This window comes from Humibacter sp. (genome assembly GCF_051954055.1).
Classification (GTDB): domain Bacteria; phylum Actinomycetota; class Actinomycetes; order Actinomycetales; family Microbacteriaceae; genus Humibacter.
This window is the reverse complement of record NZ_JBQCIE010000086.1, coordinates 1-19,109: the sequence shown is the minus strand read 5'-3', so window position 1 is coordinate 19,109 and position 19,109 is coordinate 1. Positions and strand designations below refer to the sequence as shown.

Here is a 19,109-nt window from a genome sequence, read left to right as displayed (position 1 = left end):
CCTATCCGGTCAACAGCCCGCGGCGGAAGCCCTCGGCGACGGCGGCCGCGCGATCGCCGACGCCGAGCTTGGCGTAGATGCTCAGCAGATGCGTCTTCACGGTGGCCTCGCTGAGGTGCATCCTGGCGCCGACGGCGCGGTTGGTCGCTCCGTCGGCGACGAGCGCGAGCACCTCCAGCTCCCGAGGGCTGAGCGCGTTCGCCTCCGGAGTGCGCACGCGTCCCATCAGGCGTGACGCGACCGACGGCGCGAGCACCGCCTCGCCGGCCGCCGCGGCACGGATGGCCCGCAGCAGGTCGTCGCGCGGCGCATCCTTGAGCAAGTACCCCGTCGCGCCCGCCTCGACCGCCGGCAGCACGTCGGAGTCGGAGTCGAACGTGGTCAGGATGACGACCCTGGCCCGGATGCCGAGCCGCGCGAACTCGCGGGTCGCGGCGACGCCGTCGGTGCCGGGCATCCGCAGGTCCATCAGCACGACGTCGGGGTCCAGCACTCGCGCCAGCGAGACGGCCTCGGCGCCGTCGGACGCCTCGCCCACGACCTCGACGTCGGGAGCGGATGCCACCATGCCGACGATCCCGTCGCGCACGACGGGATGGTCGTCGACGACCAGCAGCCGGATCGGCGTCGTGCCGTCGCTCATGCCGGCACCTCGGCCCGCACCGCGGTGCCGTGTCCTGGCCTCGAGTCGACGACCAGGGCGCCGGCCACGGATTCGATTCGTTCGCGCATCGCCACCAGACCGTACCCGCCTTCTTCCGGCTGGGGAATGCGCTCGTGCCGCTCGGCCGGGTCGAAGCCGCGGCCGTCGTCGCGCACCTCGAGGCGTGTGCCCGCGGCATCCGATCGAAGGGTCAGCACCACGCGATGCGCCTGGGCGTGCCGCTCGACGTTGGCGAGCGCCTCCTGGGCCGTTCTGAGCAGCGCGACCTCGGCATCCGTCGAGAGCGTGCGGCCGTCGCCCGAGACGCCGAAGTCGACCGGGATGCCCGTGCGCGCCGACCAGCTCGCGGCCAGGTTGCGCAGGGCGTCGTTGAGTCGCATCGCGTCGAGTGCGGCCGGTCGGAGCGCCTGCACCGAGCGCCGCGCCTCGGCGAGGCCGTCCCTCGCGAGCTCGATCGCGGCATCCGAGTGGCGACGGCGTGCGGCATCATCCGGAGCCTGTTCGGCCGCCTGCAGCTGCGTCACGACGCCGGCGAAGCGCTGAGCGAGCGTGTCGTGGATCTCGCGGGCCAGCCTGGCCCGCTCCGCGGCGGTGGCGGCTCGCTCGTCCTGCCGCTGGGCGATGAGCAGACCCCAGGAGAGACCGCACATGATGACGATGTTGATGGCGACCACCACGACCCTGCCGATGAATCCGAGCAGGTCCGGCCCGAAGCTCGAGCTCTGGGCGAGGCCCGCGACGATGGCGGTGCCGCCGACGGCGAACAGCTCCCACGGCCATTCGACGAGCGAGTAGGCGAAGGTGAACGTCGCGATCGTGAGGAACCCGAAGTACCCCTGGAGCAGCACGAGCGCGAGGTTCAGCAGGATGGCGCCTGCCATGAACACGCCGATGGCGAGCGGCCGGTCGCGCCAGCGGAACGGCAGATTCCGCATCACGAGCACCCAGGCGGCGTACGCCGCGCACAGGATGAGCACGGGCACCAGGCGCGCCCACGCGCCCCACTCGGTGCCGACGGCGAATGCTGCGAGCATCCCCAGCACGAGATAGGGCGCGTAGGTGAGAACCGTCCGCCAACGGGGGTCGATCACGTACCGACCCTATGCCGTGGCGGAGGACACGGCCTTGGGGAAGAGCCGTCCCATGCGCGGAAGATTCACGATGATGGCCGCCGGCAGCACGAGCAGCCCGCAGACCGCCTGCTCCAGCCGCACCCAGTCGGGGAGGAATCCCGGGATCGAGACGATCACGATGACCGCGACGACCACGATCGGGCTGATGATGCGCAGCCGGATCCAGGCGGCGCGGGAGCCGCGGGCGGCGGATGCCGCGATCAGCAGCAGCACCACCGCGCTGGCGAGCACGAGCGAGCAGCGGATCCAGATCGCCGTGTCGACGGATGCGTGGTTCACCACCATGGCGACGAGCACCGCGATCATGGCGGCGCTCACCACGAGGAAGCCGGTGAGCAGAAGAAGCACGGGACGGAACGCAGCACGACGAAGCGCGGCGATGCCGGTGCTGACCTGAGGAGCGTTGGTGTTTGTCATGACTCCAGCGTCTTCGGCGCCGGGTCCTGGCGGATCAACCGAACGGTCAGGGTGTGCCACCGATCGGTTGATCGTAACGGTCAGCCCAGCGTCGCGGTCGCCGCGCGCAGCTCGTTCAGCGCGACGGACATGTAGTGCGCGAGACCGTTGTCGGAGTCGCCCTCCGTCCACTCGGCGTAGCCGCGCTTGAACGCGAGCAGGCCGAGCTCCGCGGCGAGGTGGGCGGTCGGCTCCGGCACGCCGCGAGCGACGAGAGCGGATGTCATGGATGCCGCAAGGCCCACGCTCTTCAGCGCGTCGCGTTCCTGAAGCTCCGCGCTGGCCGCAATCGCGGCCTTCATGCGGGGCCATAGCTCCCGGTTGATCGGGCCCATGGCACCCGCGACCGCCTCGAGACCGGCGCCGACCGCCTCCAGAGGGGTCGCCCCTGGAGGCGCTCCGGCGATGCCCTCGGCGAAGAGCGTTCCGAGCGTCTCCTGCCCGGCGACCAGGAGTTCGCGCTTGTCGGGGAAGTACCTGAAGAACGTGCTCTTCGTGAGTCCTGCGCGCTCGGCGATCTCGGACACCGTCGTGTCGTCGTAGCCCTTCTCGGAGAACAGCTCGACGGCGGCGACGACGAGCCGTTCGCGCGCACCGGGTTCCCATCGAGACATGCATCCAGTCTACCGATGGGACTTTTGTCCCATCACGGGTGTACAGTGATGAGACATCGGTCCCATCACTCATCAGGGAGATCTCATGCACGTCTTCATTACCGGCGGCAGCGGCCTGGTCGGCTCGGCCGTCGTCTCGGAACTGCTCGGGAACGGACACACCGTTCTGGCGCTCGCGCGTTCGGATGCCTCGGCTCGCGCGCTGGAGCGGGCGGGAGCGCAAACCATTCGCGGAGATCTCGCGGCGATCGACACTCTTCGGGCCGGAGCCGCGCAGAGCGATGGCGTCATCCATCTGGCCTTCGCGAACGACTTCAGCAGCCCGGAGGCTCTCGATCGCGCGATCGCCGAGGAGACCGCCGCCAGCGCGGCCATCGGCGAGGAGCTGGTGGGAAGCGGTCGCCCGCTGGTACGGGTCTCCGGCACTCCCTCCTTTCCTGGGCGTGCCTCGACGGAGGACGATCCGCTGCCTGTCGGCGGCCCGGTCGGCGGCCGCAGCCAGTCCGTGACAGCCACGCTCGCCCTAGCGGATCGCGGAGTGCGCGCCAGCGCCGTGCGCCTGCCGCGCACCGTGCACAACAACGGCACGGGCGGCTTCGCCGGCCTGCTCACTCAGATCGCTCGCCAAACTGGTGTCTCCGGTTACCCGGGCGACGGCACCCAGCGCTGGCCCGCCGTACACGCCCTCGATGCGGCCGTGCTGTTCCGGCTTGCGCTCGAGGAAGCGGATGCCGGCACCGCCTGGCACGCGGTGGCAGACGAGGGCGACGCGGTGCGCGACATCGCCGCGGTGATCGGCCGTCGGCTCGGGCTGCCGGTCGAACGCGTGCCCGAGGAGACCTACGGTCCGCTCGGTCCGATCTTCGCGATGGACCAGCCCTCCTCGAGCGCCCGAACCCGTGAGCTGCTCGGCTGGGAGCCCACGCACCCGAGCCTGCTCGAGGACCTGGAGAACATTCAGCCCTGACCAGCGGAACCTCACCCTCGAAGGGGTGGCGCAGGAACGCGCTGCGTGGCAGGGTTACTTTCCGGTCAGTAAGTGACCGCCTCTCGTTCGAAGGAGAACCAGATGAGTCGTTCCGCGCCTTCCCGTCGCATCCTGACCGGTGCGACCGTTCTCGCCACCTCGGCACTCGCGCTCAGCGGGCTCGGCCTGCTGAGCGCGGTGCCGGCATCCGCTGCCACGCCGACCGACGACCCGACGGCCGGCTGCCAGTCGGATCCGTCGTACCGTGCGCCGGCCGCACCGGACTTCGGGCCGAACGTGGTCATCCTCGATCCGAGCATGAGCAACGACACGATCAACGCGAAGCTCGCTGCCGTGTCGAACGAGCAGGAGTTCTCGTCGAACCGGTACCAGGTGTACTTCCTGCCAGGCACGTACGGGTGCGGCACCAACACCAATAACTCCGGCCCCGACGCGGCGACGAACATCGTCAACGCGAACGTCGGCTTCTACGAGTCGGTCGCGGGCCTCGGCGCATCGCCCGACGACGTCACGATCAACGGTGCGTTGCACGTCGAGCCCGTGCAGTCGAACCCGACCGCTCCGTGGGAGGGCCAGAGCCCTGGCTCGCTCGACAACTTCTGGCGCTCGTTGAGCAACGTCAAGATCAACCCGATCCAGGAGCCGCTCGGAGAGGATGCCACGCGGCAGTTCCCTGAGGGCATCACCGACCCGCACACCATGCGTTGGTCCGTGTCGCAGGCCGCTCCGCTGCGCCGCGTCGACATCGCCGGCAACCTCACACTGATGGGCCGCTTCGGCGCTTACGCGAGCGGCGGATTCCTCGCCGACTCGAACGTCAACGGGCTCGTGACGAACGGCTCGCAGCAGCAGTGGTACACCGAGAACAGCTCGGTCGGCTCGTGGTCGAACGGGGTGTGGAACCAGGTGTTCTCCGGGGTGACCGGTGCACCCAGCGATGCGACGTATCCGAATCCGCCGTACACCACGCTGAGCTCGACGCCGGAAAGCCGGCAGGCACCGTTCCTCTACGTGGATCACGGCCAGTACCGGGTGTTCGTGCCCAAGGCGCAGAAGAACGCATCGGGCGTCTCATGGTCGACGGATGCGTCGGCCGGCACGTCCCTGCCGATGAGCGCGTTCTACATCGCTCACCCCGGCGACTCCGCAGCACGGATCAACGCGCAGCTGGCATCGGGCAAGAACCTCATCGTCACGCCCGGCGTCTACAACCTGGATCAGGCACTGCGGGTGCGCCGATCGGACACGGTCATCCTCGGTCAGGGTGAAGCGACGCTGACCCCGACGCGGGGCAACGCGGCGATCGAGGTCGGCGACGTGAAGGGCGTCAAGGTGTCGGGGCTCACGATCGACGCCGGCGCGGTCACGAGCAAGGTGCTGGTGCAGGTCGGGCCCGATCGTGCGCGGTTCAGCGACCCGAGCGATCCGACGACCCTGAGCGACGTGTTCGTGCGCATCGGCGGAGCGCAGCAGGGGAGTGTTGACACGGCGATCGTCGTGAACAGCAGCAACGTGCTGCTCGACGACATCTGGTCGTGGCGTGCCGACCACGGCACGGGCGTGGGGTGGACGCAGAACACCGGCAACCACGGACTGGTGGTGAACGGCGACCACGTGGAGGCGAACGGGCTGTTCGTCGAGCACTACCAGCAGGCGCAGACCGTGTGGAACGGCGATGACGGCACGACCGTCTTCTACCAGAGCGAGCTGCCGTACGACCCGCCGACGCAGGCATCCTGGATGGACGGCACCCGGGACGGCTACGCGTCGTACCAGGTCGCGGACACCGTGACGAGCCACCACGCGTACGGACTCGGCATCTACTCGTTCTTCGATCCCACCCGCGAAGCCGGCGGCGTCGACCAGAACGTGTTCGCCGAGTCGGCCATCCAGACGCCGGTGAACCCGAACGTGACGTTCCACCACGTGGTCACGCAGTTCCTGAACGGCGGCGGGGGCATCGTGCACGGCATCAACAGCACCGGCGACACCGTCTCGGCCACCTCGCCCACCGGACACACCGCCTACATCGCGGACTACCCGGCGGCCGGCACGCCGGTCACGACCGTGACGTTCGCCACGCCCGACGCCCACCGCAACGGTGCCGGCTTCTACCTGGGCGGCTCGGTCGGGCTCGTGATCGCCGCGACGGGCGACGCGTCCGCGGTGCTCACCGCGAGCGTCGACGGCGGCGCACCTGTCGCCGTGAGCGGGCCGATCGAGCTCGGCAAGGGCTCGCACACGGTCTCGGTCACGGCGACGGATGCCGCCGGCGACGTCGAGGCCGTCGGCACCTGGAGCGGGCGCGTGGTCGGTTAGAGCGGAGCGGCCGGCCCCGGGCTCACGCGTCGGGGTCGGCCGCGGTCTCCAGCAGCGCGTCCGCCCGTTCCCGGGCGTCGGGCGCCGGGGTTCCGGATGCCAGCCGGTCGACGATCTCGTTCATCACCATGGCGACCGTGGCCGGCATGTCCACGGCATCCGGGTCGAGCAGCCACTGCACCTGCAAGCCGTCCATCACCGCGATCAGCGAGTTGGCGGCCCGCAGCAGCTCGTCATCGCTCACGTCGTCCCGCGCGAACTCGCGCAGCACGCGCATCAGCTTCTCGCGGAGCCCAGCGATCCGGCCGCGGAAGTACTCCTGGGCAGGATGCCCCTCGGTGACGGACTCCGCGGAGAGCACCGCGTATGCCTGCACGACGCCGCGCCGCTCGGTGTTGGCCGCGACGGTGTCGAGGATGTGCCCGACGAACGCGGGCCCTTCCACTTGCTCGCGGGCGGCGATCCCGTCGACCTCGTCTCCGTCGCGGTACTGCAGCACGGCGACCAGCAGCCGCTCCTTGCTGCCGAAGTGGTGCAGCACGCCCGCGTGCGTCATCCCTGCGCGCTCGGCGACCTCGGTCAGCGCCGCCTTGTTGTAACCGCGCTCACCGAACACGTTCATCGCGGCCTCGAGCACGGCCTCCCGGCGCGCTGCCGTTCCCGCGCGCGCCTTCGACTTGCCGCGCGACTCGTCTCGCCTCGTGGATGCGGTCACCTGGACTCCTCGGTCGTGTCGCCGCTATGCCGACTTTCGTCGACGTGTGAGTATTCTCGGATGCCAGAACTTACTGACATGTAAGTAAGCTACAGCTACGGAGACCGGAAGGGCGAACCATGGACTGGGCATCGGTCGTTGCCATGGAAGCAACGTACGACCTCGGCAACACGCAATGGAATCTCACGCTCCTCAGCGAGCGCGGCACTCCCGTGCTCTTCTTCGTCGACTTCGACCATCCGGATGCGCCTGGTCCCGACGCGCTCGGCTGGGACGCCGCGCTTCTCGCGCCGCTCGACCTGGACTTCGCGCCCGGCGGCGGCTGGCGCGCCCAACCCGACGGCCGATGGACGGCCACGGTAAAGCCGCGACGCGCGAGGGAACTACAGCTCGCAGCCGGCTGAGAGCACCGTCGACGCGAGTCAGGGGCGCAGCAGCACCTTGCCGACGCGGCCGGCTCGGCTGCTCGCCTCGACCGCTGCCCGCACGTCGTCGATCGAGTGCACGCTGTCGACGGGCAGCGTGAGCCGCCCGCTCCCGATCAGATGGAACAGCTCCGCGAACAGCACGCGTCTGGTCTCCGCCGACATCGCGGCTGACACCTTGCTGCCCCAGAACCCCTTGACCACGGCCTGCTTGAAGATGAGGTCGCCCGACGACAGCTCCATGCGCTCTGATGCCATCGCCCCGAACGACACCAGTGTTCCGCCCTCGCCGAGCAGGTCGAGCAGGTCGCCGGATGCCGTGCCGCCGACCGAGTCCACCGCGGCGACGATCGGCCGGTCGCCCGCCAGCTCCAGCACCCGGTCGCGCCAGGTGGGGTCGTCGGTCGCGACGACGTCCGGGATGCCCGCTTCGGCGAGCGCACCGACATCCGTCTGCCTGCGCACGATGCCGATCACGCGGATGCCCCGGCTGGCCCCGATCTGCGCGACCAGCCGTCCGACCGCGCCGTTGGCCGCGTTCTGCACGATGACATCTCCGTCGTGCAGGTCGAGGAACTCGACCAGCGAGATGGCGCTGAACGGCATCGCGACGAGCTGAGCGGCGACCTCGTCCGGGATGCCGTCCGGCACCGGGACGAGCGCACCCGCCTTCGCGATCACACACTCCGCCCATGCCCCGAACGTTCCGCCGGTGGCCACGCGCTGCCCGAGCTCGATGCCTTCGACGTCGTCGCCGAGCGCGTCGACGATCCCCACCGCCTCAGTGCCGGCGCGTGCAGGCAACTCCGGCTTGTATCCGTAGGTGCCGCGGATCGTCCACAGGTCGTGGTTGTGGATCGGTGAAAGCAGCACCCGAAGGCGCACCTCTCGCGGTCCCGGTTCCGGCAGCGGAACCTCCTCGACGCCGAGCACCTGTGCCGGATCGCCGAACTCGTGATGCACGATCGCTCGCATCTGTCGCTCCTCTTCAGCCTGATTCCACGCTACTCATCCGCCCGCAGCCGCACGGTCACGCGCAGTCCGCCGGCCTCGAGCGGGTCGAGCGTCAGCTCCCCGTCGTGCGCCTGCACGATGCTCTTCACGATCGCCAGCCCGAGCCCGACGCCCGCGTGATCCCTACGCACACGAGCCGTTCCGCGCTGGAACGGCTCGGTCAGCGTCGACACCAGTTGGCGGCCGAGCACCTCGCCCGTGTTCTCCACGACGAGAACCACGGATGGCGAGCGGATGCTCGTGCGCACGTTCACGGATCCGCGCTCCGGCAGGTTGTGCACGATCGCGTTGTGTAGCAGGTTCGTCGTCATCTGTAGGAGCAGCGCGTGCGAGCCGACCGTGGGTGCCACGTCGCCGGACGTCTCGACCGTGATGCCGTGCTCCTCGGCGAGCGGGAGCAGCGTCTCGGCAGCCTCCTCCACGATGAGCGAGAGGTCGACGGGCTCACGCACGAAGGACCGCTGCTCGGCGCGGGTGAGCGTCAGAAGCGCCTCGGTCAGCTCGATGGCACGGATGTTCACCGCCTGCAGCCGCTCGATGAGCTCGCCTGGGTCGCGGTCCGGGTCCTTCGCCGCTACGTCGAGCAGTGTCTGTGTGATGGCCAGCGGTGTGCGCAGCTCGTGGGAGGCGTTGGCGGCGAACCTGCGCTGCTCCGCGTCGTGCGCCTGAAGCTTCGCGAGCATGTCGTCGAAAGCATCCGCGAGCTCCCGGAACTCGTCGTTGCGGCCCTCCAGCTGGATGCGATGGGCGAGCGAGCCGGTTGCCGCCAGTCTCGTGGCGGCGGCGATCCTGGTGAGCGGTGCGAGCATCCGTCCGGCCAGGAACCAGCCGCCGGCCAGCCCGAACGCCAGCAGGAAGACGAGCGCCCAGGCGGCCGCCGGTGCGAAGGCGCGCACCAGGTCGTCGCGACCAGGCATGAATCCGGCGAACGTGCTGACCGCGTTGGCCGGCACGTAACGGAGGATGAACAGCCACACCACCGCGAGCAGCAGCGCACCCGCGATCATGAGGAACGCGGCGTAGCTGAGCGTGAGCTTCAGCCGAGCGCTCAGTCCTGGTGGTCGTCGGCCGGGCTCGTCGTCAGCCCGCACGGCCGGCCTCCTCGTCGATGCGGTAGCCCACGCCGAGCACTGTCGCGATCAGCCACGGCTCGCCGAGCCGCTTGCGCAGCGCCGAGACCGTGATGCGCACGGCGTTCGTGAACGGATCGGCGTTCTCGTCCCACGCGCGCTCGAGCAGTTCCTCCGCGCTGACCACGCCGCCCTCCGCCGCGACCAGCACCTCGAGCACGGCGAACTGCTTACGGGTCAGCGCCACGTATCTGCCGTCGCGGTAGACCTCGCGGCGGAAGGGGTCCAGCCGCAGGCCCGCCAGCTCTCGCACGGGCGGGCGCGCGTGCCCGCGTCTGCGATCGAGCGCTCGCAGACGCAGCACGAGCTCCTTCAACTCGAACGGCTTCGTCAGGTAGTCGTCGGCACCGAGTTCGAACCCGGACGCCTTGTCGTCGATCCGGTCCGCCGCGGTGAGCATGAGGATCGGTATCCCGCTTCCGGATGCCACGATGCGGCCCGCGACCTCGTCCCCGGACGGCCCCGGGATGTCGCGGTCGAGCACGGCGATGTCGTACGCGTTGATGCTCAACAGCTCAAGAGCCGTGTCGCCGTCGCCCGCGATGTCGGCCGCGATCGCCTCGAGCCGAAGGCCGTCGCGGATGGCGACGGCCATCAACGGCTCGTCCTCGACCACCAGAACACGCACGAGGCCGCATGTTACGCGGGCCCGCGTATCGTCGCCGTATCGAACCCGGCCCGATCAGGCGGGCGCATCCCCGAAGTCGGGGATCGGCAGTCGCGCTCCGCCCTGCAGCGCCGACTGGTGCGCCACGATGCCCGGCAGCGTGTAGCGCGCGGCGACCCACGCGTTCACCGGCGGCAGCGTGCCGTCAACGACGGCTCGCACGAAGTCGTCCGCCAGGAAGTGGTGACTGCCCTCGTGACCACTGGGCAGACCGTGGAACACCTCGGGCAGCCGCGACGGGTCGTGCACCTCGGCGTAGCCGGAGACGAACGACTCCCTCAGCTCGGGCGCGACGTCGGCAAGCTCCGGGTCATCCAGAGACATCGACGCCTCGGTCTCGAGCTGCTTGCTCACGTCGAACACCTCGTACTTGTCCTGCCACAGCGACACGGTCGCCAGCTGCTCGAAGCTGGCATCCGTGCCGAAGTAGCGGAACCGGGACTCGCGGATCTGCGACGGATACCCCACCCGGCGCATCTCGTTGGTGCGCATCACGGCACCGTTGTCGAGCTCGAACAGTGCGCTCGCGTTCGAGAAGTCGTTGTCGAACTGGCTCACCTCCTTGTCGAACACGCCGTCGCCCCGGTCGTCGACTATGCCGATGCAGCTCACGCTCACCGCGTGGCCCGGGATGGCGCCGAGCACCCCGCCGATCGCGTGCGTCGGGTACAGCATGGGCGGGTAGCTAGCAGTGGCCTTCCAGCCCTCCCCGCCGCTGTACTGGTAGGCGGCGTAGAACCCGAGGTCCATGTCGTGCACGTAGTCGCCCTCGGCGTAGATGATGCGGCCGAACGCCCCCTCCGCCACCTTCTTGCGTGCGAACACCGTCGCCGGATTGTAGTAGCTGGTCTCGCCCATCATGTAGGTGAGGCCGGTCTCCTTCACCGTGTCGATGATCGCCGCGATCTCCTCGGCCGAGATGGCCATCGGAACGGCCGAGTACACGTGCTTTCCGGCCTTCAGCGCGGCGACCACCAGGGGACCGTGCGTCCAGCGCTGCGTGAAGATCGCGACGGCATCCACGTCGCTGGCGAGCATGGCATCGAAGTCCTCTACCGTGCCGTCGAGGTGCTCGCGTTCGACGAGCTCGGATGCGCGCCCGGGCAGGATGTCCGTCACCAGCACCCGGTCGACATCCGGATGCGCCTTGAACAGCTTGGCGAACGAGGGGGCGAACTGGCCGGCACCGACCATTCCGATGGAGATCATTGTCACCTTTCGTGGGTTGTTGCGTGGTTGTGAGAGCAGGGCGAGCGCGCTACTTCTTGCTGGCGTAGGAGATGCGGTAATCGAAGATCTCGCTGGCGGCGGCGAGCGAGCGGGCCACGGGCGCCTGCCCGAGGAACGCGGGGCCGAGTGTCGTCGTCACGTTGGTCAGTGCCTCCTGCATGCCGGTGGCGACCGGGAAGTTGACCGTCTTGCCGTGCGCGGCATCCAGGAACCAGGACATGTCCATGCCCTTCTTCTTCCAGTAGGCGAGGAACAGCGGGTCGAGATCCTTGATCGCCGACCACACGTATCCGCCCTCTGCCATGATCCGCTGCGACTCGGGGCCGCCCAGCCACTGCACGAGCTGCCATGCCTCGGCGGGATGCGGCGTGTTGCTGACGATGGCGTCGATCAGCCCGTTGAAGACGCTGATGCGTCCCTTCGGCCCCGATGGCATCGGCATCACGCCGATCTTGAAGCCGGAGAGCTGGCTCACGGTGAGCGTGTTCCAGTCACCGGTCATCCACATCGCCATCTGGCCGGAGGCGAATAGCGTCTCCACGTTCGTGGAGTCACCGTTCGGCCCGGTCTGCGCTGCCGGCACGATGACGTGCGCGGCGCTCAGCATGTCGGTCATGAACGAGAACATCTCGCGGTTCTGCGGGCTGTCCATGGTAGACGTGGTGGCGTACGGCTTCGGCAGCATCGATCCGCCGTTCATCGCCATGTAGTTGCCGAACGAGTCCTGGTAGCTGTTCGTTGCCGCGGTCGCGTACATGGCGACATCGTTCGGATCGAACCCAGCGTCGAGCGCGCTCCGCCCCTTCTTGTCCAGCGTGATCCGCTTCAGGAAGTGCAGGAAACTGCCGCCGTCCGTCGGGTTCCACTCGAGATCCGTCGGCGGCTTCGCATAGCCGCACTGCGCCAGGTGGGTCGCGTTGTAGAAGAAGCAGATGGTGTCCCAGTCCTTCGGCAGGCCCCAGAGGTGGTCGCCGTCGGTGTGCAGGTCGACCAGTGCTGGGTAGTACCGACTGAGGTCGATGCCCGCCTGCTTCACCTTCGGCGCGACATCCGTGAGCACGCCTCCGCGTCCCCAGTCGGCCAGCCACGGCGTGTTCACCCAGAACACGTCGGGCGCGTTCCCCGAGATGTACTGCTCGGTGATCTTCTGCTGGTAGCTGTTGTACGGCACCTGCTGGATGGTGACGTGGATGTTCGGATTGCGCTTCATGAACTCGGCGACCGACTTCGTGAGGCCGATCTGCTGGTTGGCATCCCAGAGCGCGTACGTGAGCTCGACGGTCTTGCCGCCGTCGCCCCTGAAGCCCCAGCCCGCGGCCGAGCAGCCGCTCAGCGCGAGGGTGCCTGCCGCCGCTCCGGCGAGTTGCAGGAACTGCCGTCGCTTCATCGGCTCGCTCCCGACAGGTTCACCGAGTTCACGATGTGCTTCTGGAAGATGGCGAACAGGATCACCATCGGGATGAGCGCCACCAGCGACCCGGCGAGCACCAGGTTCCACTGCTGTGCGTAGTTCGAGTTGAAGTTGGCGATGCCGACGCTGAGCACCTGCAGGTCGTTCGAGTCGGTTGCGATCAGCGGCCACAGGAAGTTGTTCCAGCCGAAGATCACCGCGATGATCGTGGCCGTCAGGATGACCGGCTTCGCCAGCGGAACGATGATGCGACGCAGGATGCCCAGCTCCGAGAGCCCGTCGAGGCGCCCGGCTTCGACGACCTCTCCAGGGATCGTCTGCAGGTACTGCCGCATGAGGAAGACCGTGTACGGCGTGCCGAACACGTACGGCAGGAAGAGCGCCCAGTACGTGTTCACGAGTCCGGCGCCCGACATCATGATGTACAGCGGGATCATCGTCACCACGTTCGGCACCATCAGCATCGCGAGGAAGCCCCAGAAGATCGCCTCACGGCCGGGGAACTTGATGCGGGCGAACGCGTAGGCGCCGAGCAGCGAGAATCCCACTTGCCCGATGGTCAGGATGACCGTCACGGCGACCGTGTTCGCGAGGTAGGTCGCGAAGTGGTACTGGGTGAAGATCGTGACGAAGTTGTCCCACGTGAAGTGCGACGGCAGCTGCCAGGCGCGATCAGCCTGGATCTCCGAGAGCGGCTTGAAGGCGGCGAAGATCGAGAAGATGTACGGCGTCAGGAAGACCGCGGCGATGAGGAGCAGCACGACGACGTAGAGCGCCTTGCGCAGTCCGGCGGTGATGGTCATTGTCGGATCTCCTCACACCATCTCGTAGACGGTCTTCTTCTGGAAGTAGTTGAACTGCACCAGAGTGACGACCAGGATGATCAGGAAGAGGATGACCGAGAGCGCGGATGCCGTGCCGAACCGGAATCCCTGGAACCCGTTCTGGTAGATGAGGATGTTCATCACCGTCGTCGACGTGCCCGGGCCACCGTTGGTCATCACGTAGACCGTGTCGAACACCTGGAACGACCCGATCACGCCGGTCACCACGACGAAGAGCATGGTCGGACGCAAGAGCGGCAGCGTGACGTACCAGAACCGCTTCCACGGCCTCGCGCCATCGATGGATGCGGCCTCGTAGACGTGCTGAGGGATCGCGCCGAGCCCGGCCAGGAAGAACAGCATGTTGTAGCCGACGTACTGCCAGATGTTGGCGAAGGCGACGACCGGCATCGCCCATTCCGGTGAGTTGAGCCAGTTCGGCCCGGTGATGCCGATCAGGTGCAGAAGCGTGTTGACCACGCCGGTGCTGGGCGCGAAGATCCACTGCCACACGACGCCCATCGCGACCGGCATCGCGAGGTAGGGCAGCACGCACAGCACCCGGATGACGGAGGTGAACCGGCCCCGCCGGTTCATCAGCATCGCCATGCCGAGCGCGAGCACGGTCTGGGCGGGGATGTTCAGCAGCACGTACCAGAACGTGACCACGAGCGCGTGCCACGCGCCCTCGTACTTGAACGCGTCGATGTAGTTGCTGAAGCCCGCGAACGCCGGCGCGTTCAGCATGTTCCACTTCATGAACGACAGCACGAACACGAAGATCACCGGGATCAGCAGGAAGACGACCACCCCGAACAGGCTGGGGGCGAGCAGTCCGTACGCGGCGAGGTACCGCTTGCGCTCCGCCGCCGGCGCGCGGTTCCTCGTCTTCTTCGCCGGGGCCGGCCGCACCTTCACCGGAACGTCTTGCACCACCCCGGTCATGTTGCACTCTCCATCGACAACTCCTTCGTCTTCCATGGGCCCCCTGTTGACCCCGTTGGTTGAACGTTCGATCATTTGGGAGCGGAGCCATCGTGACAGACGCGGCAAGGGTCTGTCAACGAATGCACCAAGATCGTGGGAGGAGGCGAGATGGCTGGAACGACACGCGTGACCATCGACGACGTCGCGCGCGCCGCGGGCGTTTCGCGGCAGACCGTGTCGAACGTCGTGCACGGCACCGGCCGCGTCGGTGCAGCGACGGCCGAGCGGGTGCAGGCCGTGGTGGACCAGCTCGGCTACGTCGTGCATCCCGGCGCGCGCAGCCTCCGGTCACTGCGCACCGGCCAGCTCGCGTTCCCGCTCGATGAGTACGTCGAAGGCAAGGACGAGGTGTTCAACCTCGACTTCGGCCGCGACCTCACCTTCGCCGCGGGGAAGCGCGGCTACCACGTGCTGCTCATGGTGCCGAGCCTCGAGGCGATGCGCGATCTCATCCGCTCTGCGCGGGTCGACGGGTTCGTGTTCTCGAACCTGAAACGCGACGACCCTCGTGTGGCCCTCGTCACCGAGTACGCAACCCCGTTCGCCTGCATGGGTCGCACCGAGCCGACCCAGCGCCAGCCGTGGGTCGACATCGACAATGCGGCGGGCGTCCGGCTCGCCGTCGAGCACGTCGCCTCCCGCGGGCACCGCAGCATCGCGTTCTTCGGGTACGAGCCGATGAACTACTGGGACACGGAGCGGGCGGATGCCTACGAGGCATCGATGAAGGCACTCGGCCTCGCGCCGCACTCCGTCATCACCCGCGACGAGCCGGCGAGCGTCGCGAGAGCCGCCGCCGCGGCGATCTCGGGCGACGCAACGGCGATCGTGTGCAGCGGGGACAAGCTCGCCGAGCAGGTCTACGAGGCCGCCGCGGAGGGCGGCATCGCGATCGGTCGGGACCTCGCGGTCACGGGCTTCGGCCACGACGTGATCGGGCGCAACATGGTCCCGTCACTCACCACCGTTCGCACGCCGATTCCCTCCATCGTCGAACTCGTCATGCAGCGCTTCGTGCGGGAGGTCGCAGGGGAACCGGACGCGCCGGGTGACCTCATCGTGCCCGAGCTGGTCGTCGGTGCCAGCACGGGGTGACCCGCCGCGTCGGCGAGACCGGAAGACGCGAGCCTGCGCGGGTGCCGGCCGTGCTCCCTCTTCAGATCTTCCGCCGGCGCGATGCGATGGACAGCAGCGGTCCGCGCACCCTGCGCGTGCCGCGGGACATGTTGCGCCATGATGCCTGCGTCACGTACTGTCCGGCGATCGCTCCCGCGGCCAGCGCCGCCGCCACCGCGGCCGAGACGAGTGCGGCGAAGAGACCCGCGACCGATCCGGTTGCCAGCTGCATCAGCGCGTTGAACAGCACGAGGCCGGGCAGGAGCGGAACGAGGCCGGTGATCACGAGGGCGAGCACGGGCGTGCGGCTCAGCTGCGCGAGGATCGAGGCGAGCATCCCCACGGCGAGCGCCGCGATCGCGGACGACCACACCGGTCCGAACCCGTTCGCCGCGCAGACCAGGTAGAGCGCCTCCGCCACGGCGCCCAGCAGGCAGACCGCCCAGAGCGCCCGCCACGGTACCTGCGTGGCGAGCGCGAAGCCGATCACGATCACGACGGCGGCCGCGATCGTCACGGCGGGCGGGCCGCCGATCTGTATGTTGCTCGACATGACGTCCAGGGACAGCCCGAGTCCGGAGAACACCAGCGTTGCGCCGATGACGCCGGCCGCGATTCCGATCGTGATTACGAGCGCCTCGGTGAGCCGGGCGAGTCCGGTGAGGTAGAAGCCGGAGAGGATGTCCTGCACACCGCCGAAGATCGCGGTGCCGGCGAGCAGCACGATGATGGTCGCGACCACCACGAGACGGGCGGACTCGTGCGGTTGCACGAGGTGCACGACGACGGCCGCGATCGGGCCGATGACCCCGCCGACGACGCTCTGGAAGAACACCGGAGCGCGACGCCGCGCCATCAGCGAGGTGATGCTCTCGAGCGCGAACGCCGCGACGAACGCGACCGCCGCCACGAGGACGTCGCCGCCGACGAGGAGCGCCGCGCCGCCACCGATGAGGCTCCATCCGAGTCGGAGCACGAGACGGGATGCCTGCGGCTTATGCGACGCGAACCGCGCCAGGTGACGCCGCGCAGCATCGAGCTCGATCTTTCCGTCGACGATCTCCTCGAACAGGGTCGATGCCGCGGCGAGCCGGGCGAAGTCCATCCCGCGCGCCGCGATCGTCTGCCGCCGCGAGACCGACTCGTAGGTGCCCGGGTTCGTCCAAGTCAGGCTCAGCACCGTGTGGGTGACGTCCGAGTCGACGTTGCGCACCCCGTACGCGCCCGCGATCGCCGTCATGGCGGCCGTGGCATCCGCCGCTCCCGCGCCCGACGAGAACAGAACCTCGGCCAGCCGGATCGCGAGGTCGAGCACGACCCGGATGCGTCCTGGTGCGTCCAGCGCTCGACCCTCAGCCATCGAAGCCAACGCTACTCATCGTCGAGCCCGCCGTCCCGCAGCCGGCCAGCCGCGGGCCGCAGCTATTCGGCGCCCGGCGCGATCAGCCCCGACTCGTAGGCGACGATCACCAGTTGGGCGCGGTCGTGGGCATCCAGTTTCGTCATCGCACGGTTGATGTGTGTCTTCGCCGTCGCAGGGGAGATGAACAGCGCGGCCGCGATCTCGTCGTTGGAGCGGCCCCTGCCGACCAAGGCGAGTATCTCCGTCTCGCGCTCCGTGAGGTCCGTCGGCAGCACGCGAGCGGGCGCGGACGATTCCGGCGCGGCGAGCGAGCGGCGGATGAGTGTACGGGTGGCGACGGGCGAGAGCAGCTCGTCGCCCGCGTGCACGATGCGCACCGCACGCACGATCTCGTTCGGATCGGCGCCCTTGCCGAGGAATCCGGCCGCTCCGGCGCGAAGGGCGGACAGCAGGTTCTCCTCGTCCTCGAAGGTCGTGAGCACGAGCACTCGAGTGGTGTCGAGCCGCTGGTTCGAGCGGATGGCTCTCGTCGCCGCGATGCCGTCGGTGCCGGGCATCCGCAGGTCCATGACGACGACATCCGGATGCTCGCGGGTCGCGATCGCGATCGCCTCCGCACCGTCGGACGCCTCTCCCACCACCTCGATGTCGCTCTCACGACGTAGCAGGCTCACCACGGCGGACCGGATCAGAGCCTGGTCGTCCGCGATCAGCACCCGGATCACGGACGGCTCCGATCGTTCGCACGCGTGAGCGCGGGTGCCGGGTCGGTCGCGTTGCGTCCGTCGACCGCTGCGGGCCGGTCCGCCTTGGCACGTGCGGCCGGGAGCGTGGCGACGAGCTCGAATCGGCCGTTCGCTCGTTCCAGTTGCACGCTGCCGCCGACCTCCGCGAGCCGTTCCCGCATGCCGATCAGTCCATGGCCGTCCCCGGACGGCGCGGTCGCTTCGCCGGCGATGGGGTTCGCGACGCGGATCCGCAACGCATCCGGTCCGTAGTCCAGTTCGACCTCCGCCGTGCGTTCCGGGCCGTGCTTGTACGCGTTGGTGAGCGCCTCTTGCACCACGCGATACGCGATCGGGCTGAGCCGGGCATCCAATGCGTACGGTTCGCCGTTCACGTGCACGCTGACCTTCAGACCGCTCTTCGCGAAGAGCGACAGCAGCCCCTGGATGCGCGCGAAGTCGGGCTCCTCCACGATGTCTCGATCGGCGCTGCTGCGCAGCAGACCCAGCATGTCGCTGAGCTCGGCGAGCACGCTGCGTGCTGCATCGCCGACGATGGCGATCGCAGCCTGCGCCTCGTCCGGGTCGTCGCGAAGCGATCGCTCGGCGACGCCTGCCTGCAGATTGATCACCGCGATGCGATGCGCGACCGAGTCGTGCAGATCCCTGGCGATCGCGAGGCGATCCTCCGCAACGCGGCGCTTGGCCTCGGCCTCCCTCGACTCCTCTGCGCGTCGTGCCCGTTCCCGCGCCGACTCGAGCGCGTCGAAGTAGGAACGGATGGCCGACCCGAGGGCTGCGGCGAACGCGATCAGCACGGCAGGCTGCAGGGTGGCCGGAGCGGTGACATTCCCCGCGCCGAAGCCTGCGCCCGCGATGATCAGCTCTTCGAGAGGCAGGAGCACGATCAACGCCACCGCGAACGCGACGGTCAGCGTGCGGGATCGATAACGCGCCACCGTGTACATGCCGATCGCGACGGGCAACGCGAACACGGGCGAGTGCGGAACGCCCAGCAGCGCAGCGGCCAGACCGATGAGCAGGCAAACGACGAGCGCCGGCACCGGGAACCGGCGGCGGGCGAACAGCACGACGCCGGCCGCCGCCATGAACGGAAGCACGATCAGGCCGTACCGGCCGGCCTCGCCCGTCCCGTCTCGGCTGGCGGGAACGAACGACGCGAGGCAGACGAACACGAAGACGATGACGTCGACCACGACGTCCCGCGCGCGAACAGACCTGGCCTGTGCCGGCATCCGTCCTCCGTTCCCCGCGAGCGCCTCCACCGACAAGCATCGCGCAGCTGCGCCGAGGTGTCCTCCGCCGAG

Annotated in this window: 19 protein-coding genes; 4 read left to right on the top strand and 15 right to left on the bottom strand. The window is 68.7% G+C overall.

Translation table 11 applies throughout. The features are described from left to right. Position 1 precedes the first annotated feature (1 nt). From ACTHNC_RS09325 to ACTHNC_RS09310, 4 genes are all read right to left on the bottom strand, one after another. Positions 2-643 (bottom strand): response regulator, encoded by a 642-nt coding sequence (locus ACTHNC_RS09325; protein WP_440294324.1) that lies wholly within the window; start codon positions 641-643, stop codon positions 2-4. Next, positions 640-1,755: a sensor histidine kinase gene (locus ACTHNC_RS09320; protein WP_440294323.1), complete on the bottom strand. Its 1,116-nt coding sequence runs from the start codon at positions 1,753-1,755 to the stop codon at positions 640-642. The genes ACTHNC_RS09325 and ACTHNC_RS09320 overlap by 4 nt, the downstream gene beginning before the upstream one ends. A 9-nt stretch (positions 1,756-1,764) precedes the next feature. Continuing rightward, positions 1,765-2,214 carry a hypothetical protein gene (locus tag ACTHNC_RS09315; protein WP_440294322.1) on the bottom strand — a complete coding sequence of 150 codons (450 nt, stop codon included), beginning with the start codon at positions 2,212-2,214 and terminating at the stop codon, positions 1,765-1,767. An 80-nt stretch (positions 2,215-2,294) separates the two neighbouring features. After that, positions 2,295-2,867, bottom strand: coding sequence for a TetR/AcrR family transcriptional regulator (locus ACTHNC_RS09310; RefSeq protein ID WP_440294321.1), 573 nt, complete (start codon positions 2,865-2,867; stop codon positions 2,295-2,297). Positions 2,868-2,952: 85 nt separating this feature from the next. On the opposite strand from ACTHNC_RS09310, the gene ACTHNC_RS09305 reads away from it, so the two are divergent. Both ACTHNC_RS09305 and ACTHNC_RS09300 read left to right on the top strand, forming a co-directional pair. Next, positions 2,953-3,834, top strand: a complete 882-nt coding sequence (locus tag ACTHNC_RS09305) for an SDR family oxidoreductase (RefSeq protein WP_440294320.1) — start codon at positions 2,953-2,955, stop codon at positions 3,832-3,834. Positions 3,835-3,936: 102 nt separating this feature from the next. Beyond that, positions 3,937-6,174, top strand: coding sequence for an adenylyl cyclase (locus ACTHNC_RS09300; protein ID WP_440294319.1), 2,238 nt, complete (start codon positions 3,937-3,939; stop codon positions 6,172-6,174). Positions 6,175-6,196: 22 nt separating this feature from the next. On the opposite strand, the gene ACTHNC_RS09295 is transcribed toward ACTHNC_RS09300, so the two are convergent. Next, positions 6,197-6,889, bottom strand: a complete 693-nt coding sequence (locus ACTHNC_RS09295) for a TetR/AcrR family transcriptional regulator (RefSeq protein WP_440294318.1) — start codon at positions 6,887-6,889, stop codon at positions 6,197-6,199. 119 nt (positions 6,890-7,008) lie between these two features. Here ACTHNC_RS09295 and ACTHNC_RS09290 point away from each other — a divergent pair, with 119 nt between their 5' ends. Next, the gene (locus ACTHNC_RS09290; RefSeq protein WP_440294317.1) at positions 7,009-7,293 is read left to right on the top strand and encodes a hypothetical protein; all 285 of its coding nucleotides are present in this window, start codon (positions 7,009-7,011) and stop codon (positions 7,291-7,293) included. A gap of 18 nt (positions 7,294-7,311) precedes the next feature. Here ACTHNC_RS09290 and ACTHNC_RS09285 read toward each other — a convergent pair whose 3' ends face one another. Genes ACTHNC_RS09285 through ACTHNC_RS09255 form a run of 7 tightly spaced genes read right to left on the bottom strand, consistent with a single transcriptional unit; the run spans position 7,312 to position 14,535 of the window. Beyond that, positions 7,312-8,289, bottom strand: coding sequence for a zinc-binding dehydrogenase (locus tag ACTHNC_RS09285; protein ID WP_440294316.1), 978 nt, complete (start codon positions 8,287-8,289; stop codon positions 7,312-7,314). Positions 8,290-8,318: 29 nt separating this feature from the next. Next, positions 8,319-9,380, bottom strand: coding sequence for a sensor histidine kinase (locus ACTHNC_RS09280; RefSeq protein ID WP_440294330.1), 1,062 nt, complete (start codon positions 9,378-9,380; stop codon positions 8,319-8,321). Between the two features lie 28 nt (positions 9,381-9,408). Then, positions 9,409-10,086 (bottom strand): response regulator transcription factor, encoded by a 678-nt coding sequence (locus tag ACTHNC_RS09275; RefSeq protein ID WP_440294315.1) that lies wholly within the window; start codon positions 10,084-10,086, stop codon positions 9,409-9,411. Positions 10,087-10,140: 54 nt separating this feature from the next. Further along, a complete protein-coding gene (locus ACTHNC_RS09270; protein ID WP_440294314.1) occupies positions 10,141-11,334 on the bottom strand; it encodes a Gfo/Idh/MocA family protein in 1,194 nt (397 codons plus the stop codon). A gap of 49 nt (positions 11,335-11,383) precedes the next feature. Beyond that, positions 11,384-12,742 (bottom strand): ABC transporter substrate-binding protein, encoded by a 1,359-nt coding sequence (locus tag ACTHNC_RS09265; protein WP_440294313.1) that lies wholly within the window; start codon positions 12,740-12,742, stop codon positions 11,384-11,386. Next, positions 12,739-13,569, bottom strand: coding sequence for a carbohydrate ABC transporter permease (locus ACTHNC_RS09260; RefSeq protein WP_440294312.1), 831 nt, complete (start codon positions 13,567-13,569; stop codon positions 12,739-12,741). The genes ACTHNC_RS09265 and ACTHNC_RS09260 overlap by 4 nt, the downstream gene beginning before the upstream one ends. 12 nt (positions 13,570-13,581) lie before the next feature. Continuing rightward, a complete protein-coding gene (locus ACTHNC_RS09255) occupies positions 13,582-14,535 on the bottom strand; it encodes a carbohydrate ABC transporter permease (RefSeq protein ID WP_440294311.1) in 954 nt (317 codons plus the stop codon). Positions 14,536-14,685: 150 nt separating this feature from the next. On the opposite strand from ACTHNC_RS09255, the gene ACTHNC_RS09250 reads away from it, so the two are divergent. Continuing rightward, on the top strand, positions 14,686-15,672 hold the full coding sequence (locus ACTHNC_RS09250; RefSeq protein WP_440294310.1) for a LacI family DNA-binding transcriptional regulator: 987 nt from the start codon (positions 14,686-14,688) through the stop codon (positions 15,670-15,672). A gap of 61 nt (positions 15,673-15,733) precedes the next feature. Here ACTHNC_RS09250 and ACTHNC_RS09245 read toward each other — a convergent pair whose 3' ends face one another. The 3 genes from ACTHNC_RS09245 to ACTHNC_RS09235 all read right to left on the bottom strand — a co-directional run. Beyond that, on the bottom strand, positions 15,734-17,053 hold the full coding sequence (locus tag ACTHNC_RS09245; RefSeq protein ID WP_440294309.1) for a threonine/serine ThrE exporter family protein: 1,320 nt from the start codon (positions 17,051-17,053) through the stop codon (positions 15,734-15,736). Positions 17,054-17,115: 62 nt separating this feature from the next. Then, a complete protein-coding gene (locus ACTHNC_RS09240) occupies positions 17,116-17,781 on the bottom strand; it encodes a response regulator transcription factor (protein ID WP_440294308.1) in 666 nt (221 codons plus the stop codon). Further along, positions 17,778-19,109 (bottom strand): sensor histidine kinase (locus tag ACTHNC_RS09235; protein WP_440294307.1); only part of this gene is annotated, 1,332 nt, incomplete at its 5' end. The genes ACTHNC_RS09235 and ACTHNC_RS09240, both read right to left, overlap by 4 nt.

What these genes read in the sequence shown, in the direction of transcription:
- ACTHNC_RS09260 (WP_440294312.1), bottom strand. Translation starts at nt 13,569, where the DNA reads ATGACCATCACCGCCGGACTGCGCAAGGCGCTCTACGTCGTCGTGCTG.
- ACTHNC_RS09285 (WP_440294316.1), bottom strand. Translation starts at nt 8,289, where the DNA reads ATGCGAGCGATCGTGCATCACGAGTTCGGCGATCCGGCACAGGTGCTC.
- ACTHNC_RS09310 (WP_440294321.1), bottom strand. Translation starts at nt 2,867, where the DNA reads ATGTCTCGATGGGAACCCGGTGCGCGCGAACGGCTCGTCGTCGCCGCC.
- ACTHNC_RS09245 (WP_440294309.1), bottom strand. Translation starts at nt 17,053, where the DNA reads ATGGCTGAGGGTCGAGCGCTGGACGCACCAGGACGCATCCGGGTCGTG.
- ACTHNC_RS09250 (WP_440294310.1), top strand. Translation starts at nt 14,686, where the DNA reads ATGGCTGGAACGACACGCGTGACCATCGACGACGTCGCGCGCGCCGCG.
- ACTHNC_RS09255 (WP_440294311.1), bottom strand. Translation starts at nt 14,535, where the DNA reads ATGACCGGGGTGGTGCAAGACGTTCCGGTGAAGGTGCGGCCGGCCCCG.
- ACTHNC_RS09265 (WP_440294313.1), bottom strand. Translation starts at nt 12,742, where the DNA reads ATGAAGCGACGGCAGTTCCTGCAACTCGCCGGAGCGGCGGCAGGCACC.
- ACTHNC_RS09290 (WP_440294317.1), top strand. Translation starts at nt 7,009, where the DNA reads ATGGACTGGGCATCGGTCGTTGCCATGGAAGCAACGTACGACCTCGGC.
- ACTHNC_RS09300 (WP_440294319.1), top strand. Translation starts at nt 3,937, where the DNA reads ATGAGTCGTTCCGCGCCTTCCCGTCGCATCCTGACCGGTGCGACCGTT.
- ACTHNC_RS09305 (WP_440294320.1), top strand. Translation starts at nt 2,953, where the DNA reads ATGCACGTCTTCATTACCGGCGGCAGCGGCCTGGTCGGCTCGGCCGTC.
- ACTHNC_RS09270 (WP_440294314.1), bottom strand. Translation starts at nt 11,334, where the DNA reads ATGATCTCCATCGGAATGGTCGGTGCCGGCCAGTTCGCCCCCTCGTTC.
- ACTHNC_RS09315 (WP_440294322.1), bottom strand. Translation starts at nt 2,214, where the DNA reads ATGACAAACACCAACGCTCCTCAGGTCAGCACCGGCATCGCCGCGCTT.
- ACTHNC_RS09325 (WP_440294324.1), bottom strand. Translation starts at nt 643, where the DNA reads ATGAGCGACGGCACGACGCCGATCCGGCTGCTGGTCGTCGACGACCAT.